We start from the raw sequence: 15,500 nt of genomic DNA, 5'->3' as shown, positions 1-15,500 counted from the left end.
TCGACTGAATTTTTAGGGCGCCCCATCAGCTATTCCACATGCTTGAAAATTGGTTCTTGATGGTGGTGCCGAAATCGGGCGTGCCGTTCGCTTTCGCTTTGGCGTCCCATTGCTGGCCCACCTTGGTGGCGCCGGTCAGCAGCGAAGTGCCGGCGGCCATCCACGGGCTGATCGAGTCTGCTGCCGAGTCCTGCCGCCGGGCGTCATCGAGGAGACCCTGTTGCTGGGTGCGGTAGCCCCACGCCTGCATCATGGCGGTGTCGTGGATCTGCAGCGCGTCGCGCTCGCCCATCATCGTGGTGGTGGCGAGCACGTCGTTGGCGTTGCCCTCGCCCAGGTCCACGCCGTTTGCCGCCATCTGCGCGCGCTGGGTGCCTTTGAGCTGGGCGGTCTTGAGGCGCTGGTTGCCCTCGACGGTCTGGCCGTGGGTGACGGTGTCGGACGCTTGGCGCCCGGCGAGCACCGCATTGGAGCGCGACACCGACGCCTGGTATTCAAGCGACGAGCGCTGTCCTTGCGCCTGCTGATAAGCGCCTCCTGCGGTCATCACAGCCGCCATCGCGTCGAGCCCCATCTCAGCCGCCGAGTAGAGTTGACCGCCCGAGGTTGAGCGTCGCCGGATCAACGCCACTGGCGCCGGTGAGGAAGGTCTGCGCCACGCCCGGCGCGCCGCCGGCCTGCCCGGCACCAGCTTGCCCAGCCTGCACGCCTTGGACCATCGGCGCTTTCGACGCCTGCGGGCGGTTGGCCTCGGCCTTGGCGGCCGATTCCTTCTGTGCGTTCAGCGCGTCATCGGCTGCAGATTTTTGCTGGTGCGCGCTGTACATGCTGGCGCCGCCACCGATGGCCGCGCCAATAAGCGCCATGCTGACTGGATCTATACCCATGATCAGATTCCTTTTCCGTAAAGAGTATTCATAGGGGCATAGCCCAATGCGGGTAAAAGCGATTCCAGCGAAGTTCCGGGTTCTGCGTTCCACGTGATCATCGCCGCACCGTGTCTGGCGGCCGCGGCCTCCGTGGCGCGCATCAATCCCACGCCGTTGAGGCCCTTTCGGTATGGCTTGCTGAGGAAGAGTGAGTCGTTGCTCAGGGTGCGCACGTCACCGTGGTGCGGGTGGTTGAACAGAACGCCCACCGAATAGCCGACGATCTGGTCGCCGTCGTAGGCGACGATGCAAAGTAAAATCCCTGCTGCTTCAAGGCCGCGGTAACGCGCCTCGTCCAGCCTGAGGGGCATCGCTTTTGCGTCGAGCACCAGCTCTTCCCAGTGTTCGCGCATCAGTTCTTGCACGACCGGCAGCTTGTCGACCATGCTGGTCTCGACGAATCGCAATCCTTGTGGGGCGTGCACCAGCGGGCGCGCCGAAATGGCCGCCGCGGCGACATTCGCCGAGAATGAAGACATCTAGGCACCCCCAGTTGTGGAATCGATGAGTGCCCCAGCTCGCGACGCAGACGGCCAGCGCATTGCGGGAGGCGGCAGCGGACCGCGCGGTCGGCGCGTGATCCATTCCTCCACTTCGGCCTCCACAAACGCTATTCGGCGCGGCGCCACCTGCACCGCGCTGACGAACTCACCGCGGGCGATCATTCGGCGGAGCGTGCTCTTGCCCACGCCCAGCTTGGTAGCGGTGGCGGTGAGGCTTATCAACTGGGGCGCGGGGTGTGGTGGCATGTCTTGAAGCGTAGCGGCCTCTCCTGAAGTCACGTACACCTTGCGCGGACCCCAAACGAAAGAGCCGCCCGAAGGCGGCTCGTGTTGGTGGACCGTGCGGCCGGTCAGGCTGCGGCGCTTGCGTCGGGCTTCGCGATTCGCATCACGGTGGCGCGTGAGAGGTTGTGCAGGCGGGCCAGCGCGCTGATCGACACGCCGCTCGCGTGCGCCTCAGTGATCGCGCGGCGATCCGCGTCTGTGGTCAGCGTCGGGCGGCCCAGCGTCTTGCCCTCAGCCTTCGCGCGCGCCAGCCCGGCTTGGGTACGTTCGACCAGCAGGTCGCGTTCCATCTCGGCGACGGCCGCCAACATGTTCAGCATAAGCTTGCCGGCGGCCGATGCGAGATCGAGCTTACCCAGCTGCAGCACGATGACTTCGATGCGGCGCGCGGCCAGCGCTTTGATCGTGGCGCCGATGTCCTGCGCGTCGCGGCCGAGCCGGTCGAGCTTCGTCACCACCAGGGTTTCGCCGTCTCGGATCTGCTGCATCATCTTGGCGAACTGGGGCCGCTGCGCCGCCGGCACCTTGCCGCTGACGCCCTCGTCGGCAAACCAAAAGCCGATCGCGTAGCCGGCGGCCTCGATCTCCCGGCGCTGATTCTCCGTGGTCTGGTCCCTGGTGCTTACCCGCCCATATGCAAATACCGCCATTGCGTTCCCCTGTGAATACCTGTTCAATTAAGTATCAATATATTTGAACATGTTCATAAGGTCAAATAGTATGTTTTGAACAGTCGCTTGTACAAGGTTTTACCTGTGTTCAAATACGGTCGATTTTGAACAAGAGGCAACGGGAGGGAGCACAATGCATAGACACATGCGGGCTGGCCAAAACGATGGCGCAAAAGACAAAGGGCACTCCGAAGAGTGCCCTGTTCACAGAGTCAGCAGGCTTGTCGTCGCCGGGCGCTGAACCTGGCTTCTGTTTCCAGAAGGCTTCAAGTCCCATATGGGTACCCGAACATTATGCCACAAACGCCGTTTTTGTTAACACGCCTGTGTGTATCAGTTTGTGTCCCTACGTGTCGCTACGCATCCCTACGCGTCACAGTAGACCATTATTTGATTGCATCAAAGGGAACATTTTCGACGATCTCGGGAGCTGCCCCGGCAATCGTCAAGGCGGCGGGTTGCAATCCGAGTATGGTGTTTTTCAACTGTAGCGCATTGACAACGCACAAGCGAATTGCATTCAGATCGGCGGTCGTCACTTCGGGGACAACACGTTCCCATCCATTTTTCAATCGATCCATTCGAGAGATCGACACGGTCGCCAACATATCGCATTTAGCCCAGCATTTCTTCGATTTAAGAGCAGGGACTGGGTTCTTTGGAAGTTGGTAGTGATGTGGCTCCATCACGTCAGGTTCCGTCGTACTGAGGGGAACGACAGTTACCAACATCTTATTAGCCCTGTTCCTTGCGATGACGACCACCGGGCGTTTTTTCACCATTTCGGGTGTTACGAATCCTTCGAAGTCGCACATCAAGACACCACCTACTTTGGGTTGGAAAGACAATGCCATAACCGCCTGTTAGTTGTTCATTCTGTAAGGCAGTCATTATAGGCCGCGCTAGCAAAGTTATTCACAGGGCATCAGCGCAAAAAGGTGGGTATTGAAAGCGCCACGCCGAACGCACGAAGGTTGCTAGACCAAGTCGTCTACGCCGGCCGCCAGCTCCGCCTCGACTAGACCAGGCTTAGCAAGCCGCGTCCGGATCTCTGCCAGTATCGAGTCGACGGCACTGCGGTACTTGGACCGGATATTCTCCTGCGTGAGCAGCCAGAGCAGATACTGGGTTCGCATCGCGCTGATCGGTTGCCCTTTGTTTTTTCCCATGGGCAGCGTCGGCTGCGTAAGTGTGTCTGATTTCATGGTGTCGCGTCCTTTAATAAATCGGTGCTGCTCTATATCGCGCGTACGCGCTTGCGCACGCGCCTGAAGTGTAGGGTTTGAAGCGCGCAGCGTCTCACCCGCGGCGCCCCCTATATCGCGCCCGCCTGGGCGTGTAGTGCTCCCGAAACCCCTATATCCTGCGCGCATGCACGGGCGAAGCAAGCGGGAATGCTTCTATATCGCGCGCACACCCGGGGGTATGGCGCGGAAATCCTCATCGACGCTGGTACTTGCAAATTTTTGCCACCGACGATTTGCTCACCTCGAACTTATCCGCCAGCCATTCGTAGGTTCGGCCTTGCTCGCGCATATCGCGCATCACCTGGACCTCTTCGTCGGTGAGTACTGCGTTCTGGTGATCTTCACCTACACGGCGGCCAATCGGGATTCGCTTCATGGGCTGTTCATTCGCATAAAACCGCAAGTGGTAATTTTTTGCGCGCAGATTTTTACGTGCATGCTGCGTCCGGACATCGAACCGGACATCGAAAAAAGCTTGAATGTCCTCCTATGAAAGGACCGGACAGGGCGGACAGACACTCCCACCATCTATGATGGGGGGTGGTGTCCGATGTCCGATTTACGATTCCTACACCTCGACGCCCCCATCCGAACGCGATACGACACTGTCGGAATCGATACGGACGACACCGCTTTCCAACAAAGTGGTGAGCGCGCGGTTAAATGCTCGCGCCGTCGATTCGGCATTTTTCCCCTCGTTCGACTTGTGCGCCAAAAATTCCTTTTTCAGATCGCCTTTCGCTGACGCGCCCGACTCGGTAAGCAGGGACAGGACGAGCGCCGCGGCGGTGTCGCCGTTCGTGCCCGCTGCCTTCCTGATGCGGTGGCCGTGCTCCCCGTCTGTCACCACCAGGCTGGTCAGGGTGCGCCCTAGGGCATCGGTGAAGCCGTCGAGCATGAAAGGGGTTAGGTCGAGGTGCACCGGCTCAAAACTGGCGCCGCTGCGCATCTTGGCGCTGGTCAGGGTGACGGAACTATCTTGCCCGCGCCGATCGACCTCGATCATGGTGTCACTATCCCCCAGCTTCGCTAAGCTGCCCATGTAGGTGTCGCCGCCCTTGGTGGTGTGGTCGACCACCAGCACTGTCACCGTGCCGCCCGCGGCAGCCGCCTTTTCCTGCAAGTCGCGCAGAGTTTTCACGTATCGGCTTACTGTCGCCTTGGTATCGTCGGCGCTGGTCTGGCTATAGGTGTCGATCACCACCAGGACATTTCTGGCGATAGCGCGGGGGACGCCCCCGGGCATTTGCAAGTTCATATCCTCGAACACTTGCGCGATGGCTTCATCCCAAACGGAAAATCTTGGGCGGGATAGGCGAAGACCGTACTTTCTGGCGTCATCTCCGGCTGATGTCTCGTCGAGGAAGTCGAATTCCGTGCGCTCATCCTCGGTCAAATACCCGTTCATCGAATTCGCGTAGTAGGACTGAATTTCTGGAAAGTCGATTGCACCACCCCCGCGGCCGTCATAGGTTACGTCATTAACCAGCGCCAGCAGCGTGGCCAGGCCTTGCGGCTCGTCGAGTCGGGGCCGAATCTGTACGATCAGCATCGGCCCGGTGTCGCCAGCGGCGAGGTCGGCGGCAGCGCGTCGGACGTGAATGTCGTCGTCGCCTTCGCCGGCGATGTACAGCACCACGGCCTGATCAGTCTCGCGTCCGTGCCAGGGTCGGCCACTGGCGACGCAAGTCGCCATATCGAGCGCCAAGAAAGTCTTGAACGAGGACGGCGCGGCAACCATCCAGTTGATTGACCCAGCGGGAATGATCCCGTCGACCAGCCACTTCGTCTCGCTCACTCGTTGCAGAGCCGCGAGCGGGCTCCAATCGCCCAGGGCATTCCATTTCTCGTTCAGCATGGCGCACACCCATCTTCCATGCGCTGTGGCTGTGCAAGGAGCACGTAGCGCGCCACCTGCTCATGCCTAAGCCCATCGGGCCCGATCAGGTTCTCACGCCGCGATGCGATGCGCCAGCCGGCCGATCGCAGGTCATTGATGCGCGCGGCCAGGCGTGGATAGCCGGCCGCGGCGCCTTCGTAGGTGCCGAGACCGCGCGGGCCCAAGTAGGCCAGTGCCTTGCGTAGGGTGGCGTTCTGGACCTGGCCTGACGTGCGCGCCAGCCCCAGCCCATTGGCCTGTAGCTCTTGCACCAGCTTGCTGATATGATCAGCACCGCAGTCGAATACTTTGCTTTGCCCCGTCGCACCGCGCCCGCCAGCATGGTCGACCTGAGCGCCTCCGTTATCGGGGGCGTTTTGCTTTATGCGCATGGCGTCACCCCGCGCAGGACGTCGGCGATTGCTGCCGCGGGCCAAGCCAAGCGCCCATTGATGCGCACAGGCTTTACCGGGCCGGTGTTTGTCCATGCCCAGCGGTTCAGGGTATGCGGCTTGCGGTTGAACGCGGCGGCTGCAGCGGCGGTGGTGAGCGTTTCGGGCATTTCCGATTTGTGATCTTGCGTCATGTCGTGACACCTTTTGTGATTGCGGGTGATGCAAAATGTATGCGTCCTGAAATGTGATTGCCAGCGCCCCTGTGTTTCCCCTGTGGGTCCCTGTGATTGGCCTCGGGCTATCCATTGGAAACCGCCTTTCGCCACTCACCCACCCGGGCCTCGAGCTGCGGCATGGTCAATTCCTTTTGCTCGCCGCTGGCGTCTTCCCACTTCACCCCGCCGGCCACCGCTGACAGCAATGAACCTTTCCGCCTTGCGTCAGGATCGCTGGCGCGGACCTTCAGTTCGGCCATGACCGGCACAGGCGAGGCGCGCTGTCCTGCCTCCGCCAGGTCGTAGCAGACCGACCAGATCAGCGCCGTGAGCGTGTCGCCGCCAGCGGGCTCTTTGCGCTTTGCGGGGCTGGGGATATATCCTTGGATTGCGCGAGCTGGCGCTGCGGTATCGTCGGGCGCCTCGCGGCCGGCGGCGCCCACCGTCGACTGCCACCAGGCCGCCAGGATGTAAAGTCCCCGCGCGCAGATGCGCACCTGCGCCTGATTGACCATGGCACCATCAAGCACGATTTCGGCGTACTCGTCACCCTCGTAAGGGTCGGTCAGGCGCGGCAGGTTCAACTCGGTGCAGTCGTAGGTGAGCAGGTCGAACAGCTCGTAGCTGTCGAGCGCGATGATGCGCTCCGCCTGCGTGACGGGCCGGTCGGTGTAGCCGTCGAGGCGCCACTGGCGAAGCCGCATTTCTACGTCGCGGGGAATGATCACCTGAACGATCCGCTCCGCCTCGCGCGCGGCCGCCGTGATGCCTTGCGCAGCCGGTTCATCGCCCTCGCCGCGGGGGCGCTCGGCGGCCCACTGGAAATTGAACGCATGGCCTAGGACCTCGCGTTCGGTCATCGTGGCGCCCGACAATTCAGACATCCACTTGGCAGCATCGGACAGCGTGCTGATAGGCACGGGTGGGCGCATAAACACTCCTTCAAGTGTCACCTTCGAAATGAGGGCCCCAGCCAGGCCGAGGAAGGACTCGGCTTTTCGCCCGCTAAAGCTAGGCTGGGGCTTAGACGGTTACCGCAAGTGCGGCGTCATAGTGGGCATGTGGGGGTGTCGTCGGCGGGGCCGATTGGCGCGCCGGCGCCGCTGGTGGCGCACGCGTATAGCAGCCTCATGCGTCCGCCAGCCTGGGCGCGGGCCCGTCGGCGTCGAACAACAGATCCAGCGCGTCGCTGATTCGCCCACTGATTGCGCCGATCGCCATCGCGGTTTCGCCGTCACGGCCTTGCCGCTCCCCTCGACCAACTTGTTCGGCCAGGTCTAGCAAAGTGGTTTGGGCGGCAACGAGCATTCGCTGCGCGTTCAAGAGCAGCGCCACCTCGGCGGTCATCGCGCGCCCTGGGATGGCTGAGGGCTTGCGGCCGTCTGGCTTCCGTTCAAAATGCGCTTGAGGTCGGACACGGCCCAAGCCAGGCGCCCATTAATGCGGGCGGGGCGTAGCGGGCCCGTCTCTTGGCAGGCCCAAGTGCGCATGGTTTGTGGCGAGCGGGAAAGATGGAAACCGGCGCAGGCCGTTTCGACATGGCTGCGGGTTTCAGACTCGAGGGATGGAAATGTGTGCATGATCAAAACCTTTTTAGGTTAGATCTAGCCCATCGCTTTTCGAAAGCGGAAATGCAAACGGACTAGACATAGCGGTTGTATGTTTAGTCCGTGTTCCCTTGTCAACTTCATCGCTGCCCCCGTATGGGTGCTTAGCAGCTGATGAACGTAGGATGTCACACTCTTAATATTGCAGCTCCCCCGCATCGGACAATCCAAGGGTGTACTGCGATATAGTTCGCGTTAAGGTCGGCGAGAGACCATCTGTTTCAATATTATCATCGGAAGCGAAAAATTGTCAACGCCCATGTATACTTTCGTATGCCGATTGGTAGCGATCTGCTGATCGAGGCCGCTTTACATATCAGGGCCGCCGCCAACATTAGGCTTGCCTAGCTGTTAGCGGACACAACCCGCAGCCCCGGGGCCTCTGGCATAAACTCAATGCCCGCCTGCTCAAGCATCCAGGATTCGATCTTTATGTGCCACTTGCGTAAAAGATCGAGCGGCCGTCGAATGTAGTTCTGCTCGCGCACTCCTTGGGGCGCGTGTCCCTGGATCTGGGCGGCGATACCGGACGGTGTTTCTGTCCACTCGCACAGGGTTGCAAAGCTGCGACGCAATCCGTGCAAGGTCAGGTGCGGCAGGCCAGCGATGGCCACCGCCTCGTTGTGGGCGTGGCGTGGCTCTGCGATGTAGCCAGCGGCTGCGGCGGGGCTTGAGAACACCCATTCATTTCGGCGCGGCAGGTTGGCCAGCAGGTGCGCAACGTAGGGGGTCAAGGGCACCATCCGAAAATCTTCAATCTTGTCGCCCAGCTTCATGCTGCACCACTGGAAATCGACGTCGACCCAGCGCAAGGCGGCCAGCTCTTCGCGCCTCGCGCCAACGAGCAGCAGCGTTTGCAAGTAGGCGGCGATAACCGGATTGCTGATTTTTTGCACGGCGCCGAACCAGGCGGCCAGCTGCTCGCGCTGCAAAAGGTCGTGCTTCACCTTTGGCTTGCCCAGACTTTCTCGTGCCTTGCTGCTCTTGGCCGCGTTGCCATTTACGATTTGCGAATAAAGGGGGTGGCCGGCGCACCAGTTCAGGAAGGCTTTGAGCAATCGCAAGGCTAAGCGGGCGCCGCTGGGGCGCGTCGCCGCTTCCAGCCTCGCCCACGCCTCGACCCGTTCCGCGCTCAGCTCAGCCAGGCGCACGTCCGCGAACGCGGCGAGCGGTCCAGCTTTCGTCTCTTTCTTGCTTCGCTTGCGCGCCTCCCCGCCGGCGTGAATCAGTTTCGAGTGAGAGGCAATATGAACCGCCGACCACAGTGGGGACCGCTCTGCGACGTACACGGGCCAAACCGCACCAAGGGTGACTGACTCGCGAAGCTGGCGGGCCTGGGCGGCGGCGTCTTCTTCGCGCTCGCGGTCGCGCTCGTCTTGCTCCGCCCTCAATCCTTTGGCCTTCACTTGCCGCGGGTCCTGCCCGCTGTCGATCATTATTTTGAGGCGCCGCGCCTCCGCTTGGGCAAGAGGAATCGACCAGGTGCTCGGCGTGCCAATTTTAATGCGAATGACCTGGCGCTTTAATTTGCCTTGAAAGATGTAGGACTTCGCACCAGTCGCCGTCACGCAAAGGCCGAGACCCGGCGCGGCGCTGTCCCACAGGAATGCGCGCCCACCGTCTGCACCGCATTGAAACTCCGCCACCCGGCCGGCTGTGAACTTTATCTTTGCCACTGTCAGGCCCTCATTTCAGCATCGGTACCCCACGGGTACCCCAAAAACGAGTATAGACCGCAATTTACCAGTATGCAAATCTATACCGATCAACTGCCAAGTCCTTGATTTTATTGATATTACGACTAAAACGATATACAGATCAACGCCCCTAAATACTTAAATACGGGGATTTGTAATCATCAGGTGGCCAGTTCGAAACCGGCAGTCGGCACCAGAATCGCCTAATAGGTCAAAGGGTTATAAGCATCGGCTTGTAACCCTTTTTTTGTCGCCATCACAATCGACCGTTGCACGCCGCAACGGCAGCGTCCGTATCAGCACCCGAGCGCGCTGATTGCAGCGCCGCTGCAGCGCCGGCATGAACCGTTGCTGACTCTACGATTCTGCACCCAACTCTTGCAAATTTATATCGTTAACAATTCAGGTTGTTTTGCTTTCAGTATAATCCCAGCAATTCCAGGGAGAAATACCATGACTACCCGTCGTCCCGTCGTTGCATCACTACATGGCGACTCAGCCAGCTTTTGCCATGTGTCCGTCTGCCTGCTTCGCGGTGCTGCGCCATGCCACCTCGCCTGAGCCAGCGCCACCCGCTGCAGCCTGACGCTGCCGCCATCGACATTGTGTATCTGTGGGTCGATGGCAGCGATCCATCGTGGCAAGCGCAGCGCCGCGCGGCGCAGGCCCGTGCGGCCGGACGCAACGATGAGGCGCCGTATGCCGACGTCTCCGGCCGCTATCGCGACAATGGGGAATTGCGCTACAACCTGCGCGCGCTGCAACAGTTTTTTCCTGAGCATGGGCATGTGTACATCGTTACCGCCGGCCAGCGTCCCGGCTGGTTGCGCGAGGGACCCGGCATCAGCATCGTCGATCATCGTGCATTGATGCCGGCAGCGGCATTGCCGGTGTTTGACTCTGGCCACATCGAATCGTACCTGCACCACATCCCCGGCCTGTCTGAACGCTTTGTGTATCTCAATGACGATGTGTTTCTCGGCGCACCGTTCGATCCGGCCTGGTGGTTTTCCGACAGCGGCGTTGCCGTCTTCAAGGAAGCGGCGCTGCTGACCGACTATGCGGCCATGCAAGCCCATGAGAGCGCCCTGGTCAATGCCTCACTGCTCTCGCGTGCATGGCTGTCCGCGCGCGATCCAGGCTACCGCCACAACCACCGCATTTTTTCGCACTCGCCGCGGCCGATGCTGCTGAGCGTGATGCGCCAGCTCGAACAGGATGCGCCTGAACTGTTCGCGCAGGTACGCAGCACCGTGTTTCGCTCCTGGGCAGTGCCACCGCTGATTCCCGACCTGGTGCCGCGCTCGATGGTGCAGAGCGGGCAGGCGATCGTGCGCGAATGCGCCTCGATGTATCTGTCGAGCGGCGCTGCCGACGCCCCTGCACAATTTGAGGAATTGCTGGCACGTTGCGGTCATCTGCACTTTTTTTGCATCAATGACACCAGCGACAATGCGGCGGCAGACGCCCCCGAATTGCTGCGGATTGAACGCACATTGGCGCAACTGCTGACGCAACCGTCACCGTTTGAAATGGAAATTAGTCCGGCGGCCGCGGCGGCCATGCGCGACGATCCGCTGGCAGTGCCCGGCTGAGGGAGCGGCGGCGCCGCTCAAGGATGCTCGATCTCAGGGCGCCGCGCCAAGGGGCAGCCAAATTTCGTTGCGTCGCATAAACCACGGCGTAAACGGCGCGTTATAACGCGCGTACACGGCGTCGCCCGACGCCACCAGTCCGGCGCGCTGCAAGCCATCGAGCAGCTTGGCGTGGTGTTCACGGTAGTTTGCTTTGGACCAAAAGCCCGAATAACGGATGGCCGCCACGCGCCGCGGCGGCATTTCGCGCAATCCGACACGGGCGTCCAGCGGCCTCGGTGCAGCGGCCAGCGTCACGCCGCGCGGTAACACGAATTGCACCAGAAATCCGCCTGCTGCGGCCTGTTGCATCACCGGCGCCGTCATAGCCAGCTTGACGGGAGCGGCCGTCTGCGTGACCGGCGCTGTCATCGCGAACTTGCTTGCGCCCACATTGTTGCCGAAAATATAGCTTGCCAGAATCGGGAATGCCGCATTCCCCGCCTCTTCCGCGCTGCCCGCCACCAGCACCTCGGCGACCGTGTATGCGGCATACTCGCGTATCTCGATGTCGCCAAACTGGCCGGTGACCTTGTATTCGGGCTCTTCTGTCGCGTGACTTGTCATGGGGAAGGCGACCATTGTGAGAAATGTCAGAGCGGCGCCCAGGGCGACGCGCCAGGCCCGCGCGCGTCGCCGCGGTCGTTGCAGTGGTCGCAGTGGCAAATCAATCGTCATGTGCGGGCGCCGGCAGCGGTAGGAGTGGACCTTGATCGTATCATGCGCGGGGGCGACGCGCTGGTGCAGGCGACGCATGCCATGGGCGATGCCGCCCCCCTGTGGCGCGGGATAAACCGGTATAGTGGACACCCATGAAAATTCTCAACGTCCCCTACGCAGAAAAAGATCAGGCGAAGGCGCTCGGCGCCCGCTGGAACAAGGAACGCCGCAGCTGGTATGTGCCCGATGGCCAGTCCACGGCACCGTTTGCGCAATGGCTGCTGTCGCCCCAGCCGGGCGCGGACGGCGCCGCCGCTGGCGCCACCGTGTCCGACAAGGCGCGCATCGATGCATACGCTGGCGAGCCGGTGGTCGGCGCGCATTACCTTGAACTAGAGCATGATTGCAGCCCATTCGTTGCATGCGATCACTGCGCGCCCCTGCTGGTACGCAGCGGCTGGCAGGCAGCACATGGCGCCAGCACGGCGCTGATGGCGTCGGTGCGCGCAAGTCGTCCCACTAGATAACAGGCGGCGGCGGCCGGGTGCGGCACGCATTGCCGGGTAGGAGGGCGCTTACTTGCAGCCGGGTGTGGCTCCCTAGGATTGTTCCGGCCTGGGGCCTACACTGTCTGTTGTTCACCAGACTGGGAGTGAGTGCCATGAAACATATCCACATCGACAGTGCCACCGAACTGACGCAGATCGCCAGTGCGCTCGGCGTCAAGGATGTCTCCGTATTTCTGGCCGGCGTCGAGGATGGTTTCGACCAGGGCGCCGCGCCGGCAGTGGTCATGCAGTACGACGAGCCCTTCCTGCAATGGGAATACGATACTGGCTGCCACGTGGGCGCCTGCATCGCAGCACGTGACGGTAGCAGCGAACTGCACTGATATCGGCCACGACGGCAGCGCCTCACTGCGCGGCCACGCCTAGCACAATGCCGTGCGACGCTCTTTTTGGGAGGTTGCCATGCCACTCGCTCCTGGCTCACGCCAGTCCGCCCGTCACTCCCGCTATCGCGCGCCACTGCTGGTGCTCGGTGCGGCACTGTTGCTGATGCTGGGCGGGTGCGCCGTCTATCCCGCCACCGGGGTGGGATATAGTGACGCCACAGTCGCTTATTCGAATTCATCGGTGCCGATGGGGGCGGCGCCGGTCTATCTACCGTATTCGGCAGACCCATACTATGGCGGACCGCCAGTGCGCCTGGACCCCTGGTATGGCTACGGCGGCACCCGCTATCACGCCAGCCCGCGCTATCACGGTGGTGCACGCAATAACTTTCACGGCGGTGCGCGTCGCCATGGCCGCGGCAACAGCCGGCCACACGGCGGTGGGCGCCCGCGTGCGGGCGGCCGCCATCGCTGATGTATGTTCGCTGTGAGCCGCACAAGCGCACCGCTAGGCCACGCCAAGGCATGGCAAGGCAAGGCAAGGCAAGGCGCTGCATCGTACCGTCACGCCAAGTCGCTGGCGCCGGCCATTGCCGTTTATCACCCCCTGTACCAGCGTTCGTGCAGTCTGTCGCAATGTGACGGACTGGTTGTAAGTGGCTGGCTATAGTTCACACAAGCCAGAACATTTACGAACAAGGACCCCAGCATGAACGCCGCCAAACACATGGAAATCATCTTCATCGCCGCCCTCGCCCTGGCCTCGGTCAGCACGCTTGCGGGGGCCAGTGTGCCCGCTCATCGCAGCACGCCGATCGCGCCCATGGTGCGCACACAGGTCAGCGTGATGACCGCGCCTGGCGCCCCCATGACGGTGGTGACCATCACGGCAAAACGCCTCAGCGCCGCCCAGAAAGCTGCACTGGTCAATTGATCTAACGGAAGGGGAGCGTCATCATGTTCAGATTGATCAGCAGCACCGTCCTGGCAATTGGCCTGGCGACCATCACCGCCAATGCTGTTGCGCAGCAACAGAGCAGCGAGACGCGCGCTGTCGATGCCCGCATTACCAGGATCAAGCTCGGTGGCGTGATTGACTTGCGCCTCAAACAAGGGCCGGTGGCATCGCTGCTCATCGTCGGCGACGCTCGCTATGTTCCCAAAGTCGTCACCACGCAGCGTGGTGATACCTTGCTGATCGAATTAGAGCGTGAGCGTCATCTGCATGTCGGCAAGGATCAAAAGGATCGCTTGAGCGCCGAGCTGACCCTGCCGAACTTTACTGAACTGGTGTCGCAAGGCGTGGGCGCTGCGGAGATTAGCGGGTTTACCGGCCAGCAGGTGCACCTGGCGCTCGATGGCGCCGGCACGGTGGTGATGACGAGCCGCTATCACAACGTCGATGCCCGCCTTAGCGGGGTCGGCAGCATGACCTTGCATACCGCCGACAGCGACAAGGTCGACTTGAACTTGCGCGGCGCCGGTCAGATCGAAATCAACGGCTCGAGCAGGCTGCTCACGGCACGACTAGGTGGCGTGGGCAGCCTGGAAGCGCGCGAACTGCGCGCCGATAGCGTCGACCTCAAACTGACGGGTCTGGGCAGCGCCACCGTGTTTGCCAAGAACCATGCCAACTTGATCTTGAGCGGCCTCGGCTCGGCGACCGTGTACGGCAAGCCGGCCACGCGCAAGGCGACATCGACGGGACTGGGCAGTGTCAATTGGGATTGATTGGTGGCGATCACTGCTGCCAGATGACGCGCCGGGATCAGCCGGCCCGGGCAGTACGATCGAGCGCAGCGCGAATCACCCGGCGCGCCTCGCTCTGCGTGCGCGCCAGATCGCGCCCCAGTACCAGGCGCAGATCAACGTTGGCGCCGGGCACTGCCTGCACCGCTTCGCCGCCGAACTGGTCGGCCAGGTGCGAAGCAGCGCTGCTGAAACCACGGCGAAATTCAACCCGCGTCTGCGCTACCCTAAACCCTGTTTGATTCGTTAAGCGCACCACGCGGGTGTGTTCGTCGGCAATGCTCGCCGACAGCGCGCGGGCCATGCCGGTGACACCGTTGCCGTTGCGGATTTCGACGCGCACCGGCGGCGGCGCCGCCACCTCGTCCTCCGACCGCGTGGCTACGGGACGCGCGCGCGGGCTAGCGGCAGCAAACTGGGGCCGCTGCAGTTCGAACGTGGCCTGGCCGGTCTGGCGCACTTCACTGGCCGGCAACGCAACACCGTCGTGGCGATGCGTTGCCGGCGCCGTCGACGCGGTCGGCATGATGGCCGCGCTGGCCATCGCCAGAGCGCCGTCGATGTCGGTTACCGCCGCTAGCGGGGTCGCAGCGGTCAGCAGGTAATCGCGACGCAGATCGTGCTGCTCGAGCATCTGCGCCTGGCGCAGCATGCGGTCGGCGCGCTCGTCCTGGCCCAGCTTGGACAGTGCGTTACCCAGGTGGCGCCAGGCGCGGGCGCTGAACGGATCGAGCGCGCACGCCCGTTCGAGCGAGGCGACGGCCAGTTGATAGTCGCCGTTGAGCAGGTAGGCGTAGCCAAGATTGCCGTGAATAAAAGCGGTGGCGGCGCTGTCAGCAGCGCTCATCGACAGCGCGTGCCACATGCCGATCGCCTTCGCCAGCTGGCCCTGCTCGGCATACAGCGTGGCCATCCCGTTGGTGGCGTTCAGGTGGCGCGGATCGGCGCGCAGTGCGAGCTGATAACTGTCGAAGGCAGCCGGCAGGCGCGCTGCCAGGTGCTGCTGGCGCGCCAGCAAATAGACATCGTCGGCACTGATGAACGGCGCCTTGCCGACATGGCCCAGGTCGGCACAGGCAAACAGCAGCGTGCTGGTGCAGGCGGCGGCGAGGGTCTTGACGGTGAGATGCATGG

General features: G+C 62.1%; 22 protein-coding genes. 6 read left to right on the top strand and 16 right to left on the bottom strand.

Going from position 1 to position 15,500, the window contains the following annotated elements:
* Window positions 1-25: 25 nt before the first annotated feature.
* From ACP7BZ_RS19720 to ACP7BZ_RS19655, 14 genes are all read right to left on the bottom strand, one after another.
* Window positions 26-547 carry a hypothetical protein gene (locus ACP7BZ_RS19720; protein ID WP_426116307.1) on the bottom strand — a complete coding sequence of 174 codons (522 nt, stop codon included), beginning with the start codon at window positions 545-547 and terminating at the stop codon, window positions 26-28.
* Between the two features lie 28 nt (window positions 548-575).
* On the bottom strand, window positions 576-887 hold the full coding sequence (locus tag ACP7BZ_RS19715; RefSeq protein WP_426116305.1) for a hypothetical protein: 312 nt from the start codon (window positions 885-887) through the stop codon (window positions 576-578).
* 2 nt (window positions 888-889) lie between these two features.
* A complete protein-coding gene (locus tag ACP7BZ_RS19710) occupies window positions 890-1,408 on the bottom strand; it encodes a hypothetical protein (RefSeq protein WP_426116303.1) in 519 nt (172 codons plus the stop codon).
* Complete coding sequence (locus tag ACP7BZ_RS19705; RefSeq protein ID WP_426116301.1) at window positions 1,409-1,678, bottom strand: helix-turn-helix transcriptional regulator; 270 nt, start codon at window positions 1,676-1,678, stop codon at window positions 1,409-1,411.
* Window positions 1,679-1,782: 104 nt separating this feature from the next.
* Window positions 1,783-2,367, bottom strand: coding sequence for a recombinase family protein (locus tag ACP7BZ_RS19700; protein ID WP_426116299.1), 585 nt, complete (start codon window positions 2,365-2,367; stop codon window positions 1,783-1,785).
* A gap of 407 nt (window positions 2,368-2,774) precedes the next feature.
* The gene (locus ACP7BZ_RS19695; protein ID WP_426116297.1) at window positions 2,775-3,242 is read right to left on the bottom strand and encodes a type II toxin-antitoxin system PemK/MazF family toxin; all 468 of its coding nucleotides are present in this window, start codon (window positions 3,240-3,242) and stop codon (window positions 2,775-2,777) included.
* A gap of 123 nt (window positions 3,243-3,365) precedes the next feature.
* Window positions 3,366-3,593, bottom strand: a complete 228-nt coding sequence (locus tag ACP7BZ_RS19690; protein WP_426116295.1) for a hypothetical protein — start codon at window positions 3,591-3,593, stop codon at window positions 3,366-3,368.
* 235 nt (window positions 3,594-3,828) lie between these two features.
* Entirely contained in the window at window positions 3,829-4,011 is a 183-nt protein-coding gene (locus ACP7BZ_RS19685; protein ID WP_426116293.1) for a hypothetical protein, read from the bottom strand.
* A 192-nt stretch (window positions 4,012-4,203) separates the two neighbouring features.
* Window positions 4,204-5,493 (bottom strand): AAA family ATPase, encoded by a 1,290-nt coding sequence (locus tag ACP7BZ_RS19680; RefSeq protein WP_426116291.1) that lies wholly within the window; start codon window positions 5,491-5,493, stop codon window positions 4,204-4,206.
* Window positions 5,487-5,906, bottom strand: coding sequence for a helix-turn-helix domain-containing protein (locus ACP7BZ_RS19675; protein WP_426116289.1), 420 nt, complete (start codon window positions 5,904-5,906; stop codon window positions 5,487-5,489). The genes ACP7BZ_RS19680 and ACP7BZ_RS19675 overlap by 7 nt, the downstream gene beginning before the upstream one ends.
* Window positions 5,897-6,100, bottom strand: a complete 204-nt coding sequence (locus tag ACP7BZ_RS19670; RefSeq protein ID WP_426116287.1) for a DNA-binding protein — start codon at window positions 6,098-6,100, stop codon at window positions 5,897-5,899. The genes ACP7BZ_RS19675 and ACP7BZ_RS19670 overlap by 10 nt, the downstream gene beginning before the upstream one ends.
* Before the next feature lie 107 nt (window positions 6,101-6,207).
* The gene (locus ACP7BZ_RS19665; protein WP_426116285.1) at window positions 6,208-7,056 is read right to left on the bottom strand and encodes a hypothetical protein; all 849 of its coding nucleotides are present in this window, start codon (window positions 7,054-7,056) and stop codon (window positions 6,208-6,210) included.
* Window positions 7,057-7,252: 196 nt separating this feature from the next.
* Window positions 7,253-7,471 (bottom strand): hypothetical protein, encoded by a 219-nt coding sequence (locus ACP7BZ_RS19660; protein WP_426116284.1) that lies wholly within the window; start codon window positions 7,469-7,471, stop codon window positions 7,253-7,255.
* 604 nt (window positions 7,472-8,075) lie between these two features.
* Window positions 8,076-9,407 carry a tyrosine-type recombinase/integrase gene (locus ACP7BZ_RS19655; protein WP_426116282.1) on the bottom strand — a complete coding sequence of 444 codons (1,332 nt, stop codon included), beginning with the start codon at window positions 9,405-9,407 and terminating at the stop codon, window positions 8,076-8,078.
* Between the two features lie 566 nt (window positions 9,408-9,973).
* Between ACP7BZ_RS19655 and ACP7BZ_RS19650 the strand changes: the two genes are divergently transcribed.
* Window positions 9,974-11,023, top strand: a complete 1,050-nt coding sequence (locus tag ACP7BZ_RS19650) for a stealth family protein (protein ID WP_426116280.1) — start codon at window positions 9,974-9,976, stop codon at window positions 11,021-11,023.
* 33 nt (window positions 11,024-11,056) lie between these two features.
* Here the strand turns inward: ACP7BZ_RS19650 and ACP7BZ_RS19645 are convergent, their stop codons facing one another.
* On the bottom strand, window positions 11,057-11,629 hold the full coding sequence (locus ACP7BZ_RS19645) for an SOUL family heme-binding protein (RefSeq protein WP_426116278.1): 573 nt from the start codon (window positions 11,627-11,629) through the stop codon (window positions 11,057-11,059).
* A gap of 245 nt (window positions 11,630-11,874) precedes the next feature.
* Between ACP7BZ_RS19645 and ACP7BZ_RS19640 the strand changes: the two genes are divergently transcribed.
* From ACP7BZ_RS19640 to ACP7BZ_RS19620, 5 genes are all read left to right on the top strand, one after another.
* The gene (locus ACP7BZ_RS19640; RefSeq protein ID WP_426116276.1) at window positions 11,875-12,249 is read left to right on the top strand and encodes a DUF5710 domain-containing protein; all 375 of its coding nucleotides are present in this window, start codon (window positions 11,875-11,877) and stop codon (window positions 12,247-12,249) included.
* 134 nt (window positions 12,250-12,383) lie between these two features.
* A complete protein-coding gene (locus ACP7BZ_RS19635) occupies window positions 12,384-12,614 on the top strand; it encodes a hypothetical protein (protein WP_426116274.1) in 231 nt (76 codons plus the stop codon).
* Window positions 12,615-12,693: 79 nt separating this feature from the next.
* Complete coding sequence (locus tag ACP7BZ_RS19630; RefSeq protein ID WP_426116272.1) at window positions 12,694-13,092, top strand: hypothetical protein; 399 nt, start codon at window positions 12,694-12,696, stop codon at window positions 13,090-13,092.
* A gap of 234 nt (window positions 13,093-13,326) precedes the next feature.
* Window positions 13,327-13,551, top strand: a complete 225-nt coding sequence (locus tag ACP7BZ_RS19625) for a hypothetical protein (RefSeq protein WP_426116270.1) — start codon at window positions 13,327-13,329, stop codon at window positions 13,549-13,551.
* Window positions 13,552-13,574: 23 nt separating this feature from the next.
* Complete coding sequence (locus ACP7BZ_RS19620; protein WP_426116268.1) at window positions 13,575-14,348, top strand: GIN domain-containing protein; 774 nt, start codon at window positions 13,575-13,577, stop codon at window positions 14,346-14,348.
* 37 nt (window positions 14,349-14,385) lie between these two features.
* Here ACP7BZ_RS19620 and ACP7BZ_RS19615 read toward each other — a convergent pair whose 3' ends face one another.
* A complete protein-coding gene (locus tag ACP7BZ_RS19615) occupies window positions 14,386-15,498 on the bottom strand; it encodes a LytR C-terminal domain-containing protein (RefSeq protein ID WP_426116266.1) in 1,113 nt (370 codons plus the stop codon).
* Between the last annotated feature and the right edge of the window lie 2 nt (window positions 15,499-15,500).

Origin of the sequence: Massilia sp. PWRC2, assembly GCF_049896725.1 — a bacterium.
GTDB lineage: Bacteria > Pseudomonadota > Gammaproteobacteria > Burkholderiales > Burkholderiaceae_D > JAFCUW01.
Note: the sequence above shows the minus strand (reverse complement) of the source record. Positions and strands in the feature narration are given on the sequence as shown.

What these genes read in the sequence shown, in the direction of transcription:
- ACP7BZ_RS19720 (WP_426116307.1), bottom strand. Translation starts at nt 547, where the DNA reads ATGACCGCAGGAGGCGCTTATCAGCAGGCGCAAGGACAGCGCTCGTCG.
- ACP7BZ_RS19715 (WP_426116305.1), bottom strand. Translation starts at nt 887, where the DNA reads ATGGGTATAGATCCAGTCAGCATGGCGCTTATTGGCGCGGCCATCGGT.
- ACP7BZ_RS19710 (WP_426116303.1), bottom strand. Translation starts at nt 1,408, where the DNA reads ATGTCTTCATTCTCGGCGAATGTCGCCGCGGCGGCCATTTCGGCGCGC.
- ACP7BZ_RS19705 (WP_426116301.1), bottom strand. Translation starts at nt 1,678, where the DNA reads ATGCCACCACACCCCGCGCCCCAGTTGATAAGCCTCACCGCCACCGCT.
- ACP7BZ_RS19700 (WP_426116299.1), bottom strand. Translation starts at nt 2,367, where the DNA reads ATGGCGGTATTTGCATATGGGCGGGTAAGCACCAGGGACCAGACCACG.
- ACP7BZ_RS19695 (WP_426116297.1), bottom strand. Translation starts at nt 3,242, where the DNA reads ATGGCATTGTCTTTCCAACCCAAAGTAGGTGGTGTCTTGATGTGCGAC.
- ACP7BZ_RS19690 (WP_426116295.1), bottom strand. Translation starts at nt 3,593, where the DNA reads ATGAAATCAGACACACTTACGCAGCCGACGCTGCCCATGGGAAAAAAC.
- ACP7BZ_RS19685 (WP_426116293.1), bottom strand. Translation starts at nt 4,011, where the DNA reads ATGAAGCGAATCCCGATTGGCCGCCGTGTAGGTGAAGATCACCAGAAC.
- ACP7BZ_RS19680 (WP_426116291.1), bottom strand. Translation starts at nt 5,493, where the DNA reads ATGCTGAACGAGAAATGGAATGCCCTGGGCGATTGGAGCCCGCTCGCG.
- ACP7BZ_RS19675 (WP_426116289.1), bottom strand. Translation starts at nt 5,906, where the DNA reads ATGCGCATAAAGCAAAACGCCCCCGATAACGGAGGCGCTCAGGTCGAC.
- ACP7BZ_RS19670 (WP_426116287.1), bottom strand. Translation starts at nt 6,100, where the DNA reads ATGACGCAAGATCACAAATCGGAAATGCCCGAAACGCTCACCACCGCC.
- ACP7BZ_RS19665 (WP_426116285.1), bottom strand. Translation starts at nt 7,056, where the DNA reads ATGCGCCCACCCGTGCCTATCAGCACGCTGTCCGATGCTGCCAAGTGG.
- ACP7BZ_RS19660 (WP_426116284.1), bottom strand. Translation starts at nt 7,471, where the DNA reads ATGACCGCCGAGGTGGCGCTGCTCTTGAACGCGCAGCGAATGCTCGTT.
- ACP7BZ_RS19650 (WP_426116280.1), top strand. Translation starts at nt 9,974, where the DNA reads ATGCCACCTCGCCTGAGCCAGCGCCACCCGCTGCAGCCTGACGCTGCC.
- ACP7BZ_RS19645 (WP_426116278.1), bottom strand. Translation starts at nt 11,629, where the DNA reads ATGACAAGTCACGCGACAGAAGAGCCCGAATACAAGGTCACCGGCCAG.
- ACP7BZ_RS19640 (WP_426116276.1), top strand. Translation starts at nt 11,875, where the DNA reads ATGAAAATTCTCAACGTCCCCTACGCAGAAAAAGATCAGGCGAAGGCG.
- ACP7BZ_RS19635 (WP_426116274.1), top strand. Translation starts at nt 12,384, where the DNA reads ATGAAACATATCCACATCGACAGTGCCACCGAACTGACGCAGATCGCC.
- ACP7BZ_RS19630 (WP_426116272.1), top strand. Translation starts at nt 12,694, where the DNA reads ATGCCACTCGCTCCTGGCTCACGCCAGTCCGCCCGTCACTCCCGCTAT.
- ACP7BZ_RS19625 (WP_426116270.1), top strand. Translation starts at nt 13,327, where the DNA reads ATGAACGCCGCCAAACACATGGAAATCATCTTCATCGCCGCCCTCGCC.
- ACP7BZ_RS19620 (WP_426116268.1), top strand. Translation starts at nt 13,575, where the DNA reads ATGTTCAGATTGATCAGCAGCACCGTCCTGGCAATTGGCCTGGCGACC.
- ACP7BZ_RS19615 (WP_426116266.1), bottom strand. Translation starts at nt 15,498, where the DNA reads ATGCATCTCACCGTCAAGACCCTCGCCGCCGCCTGCACCAGCACGCTG.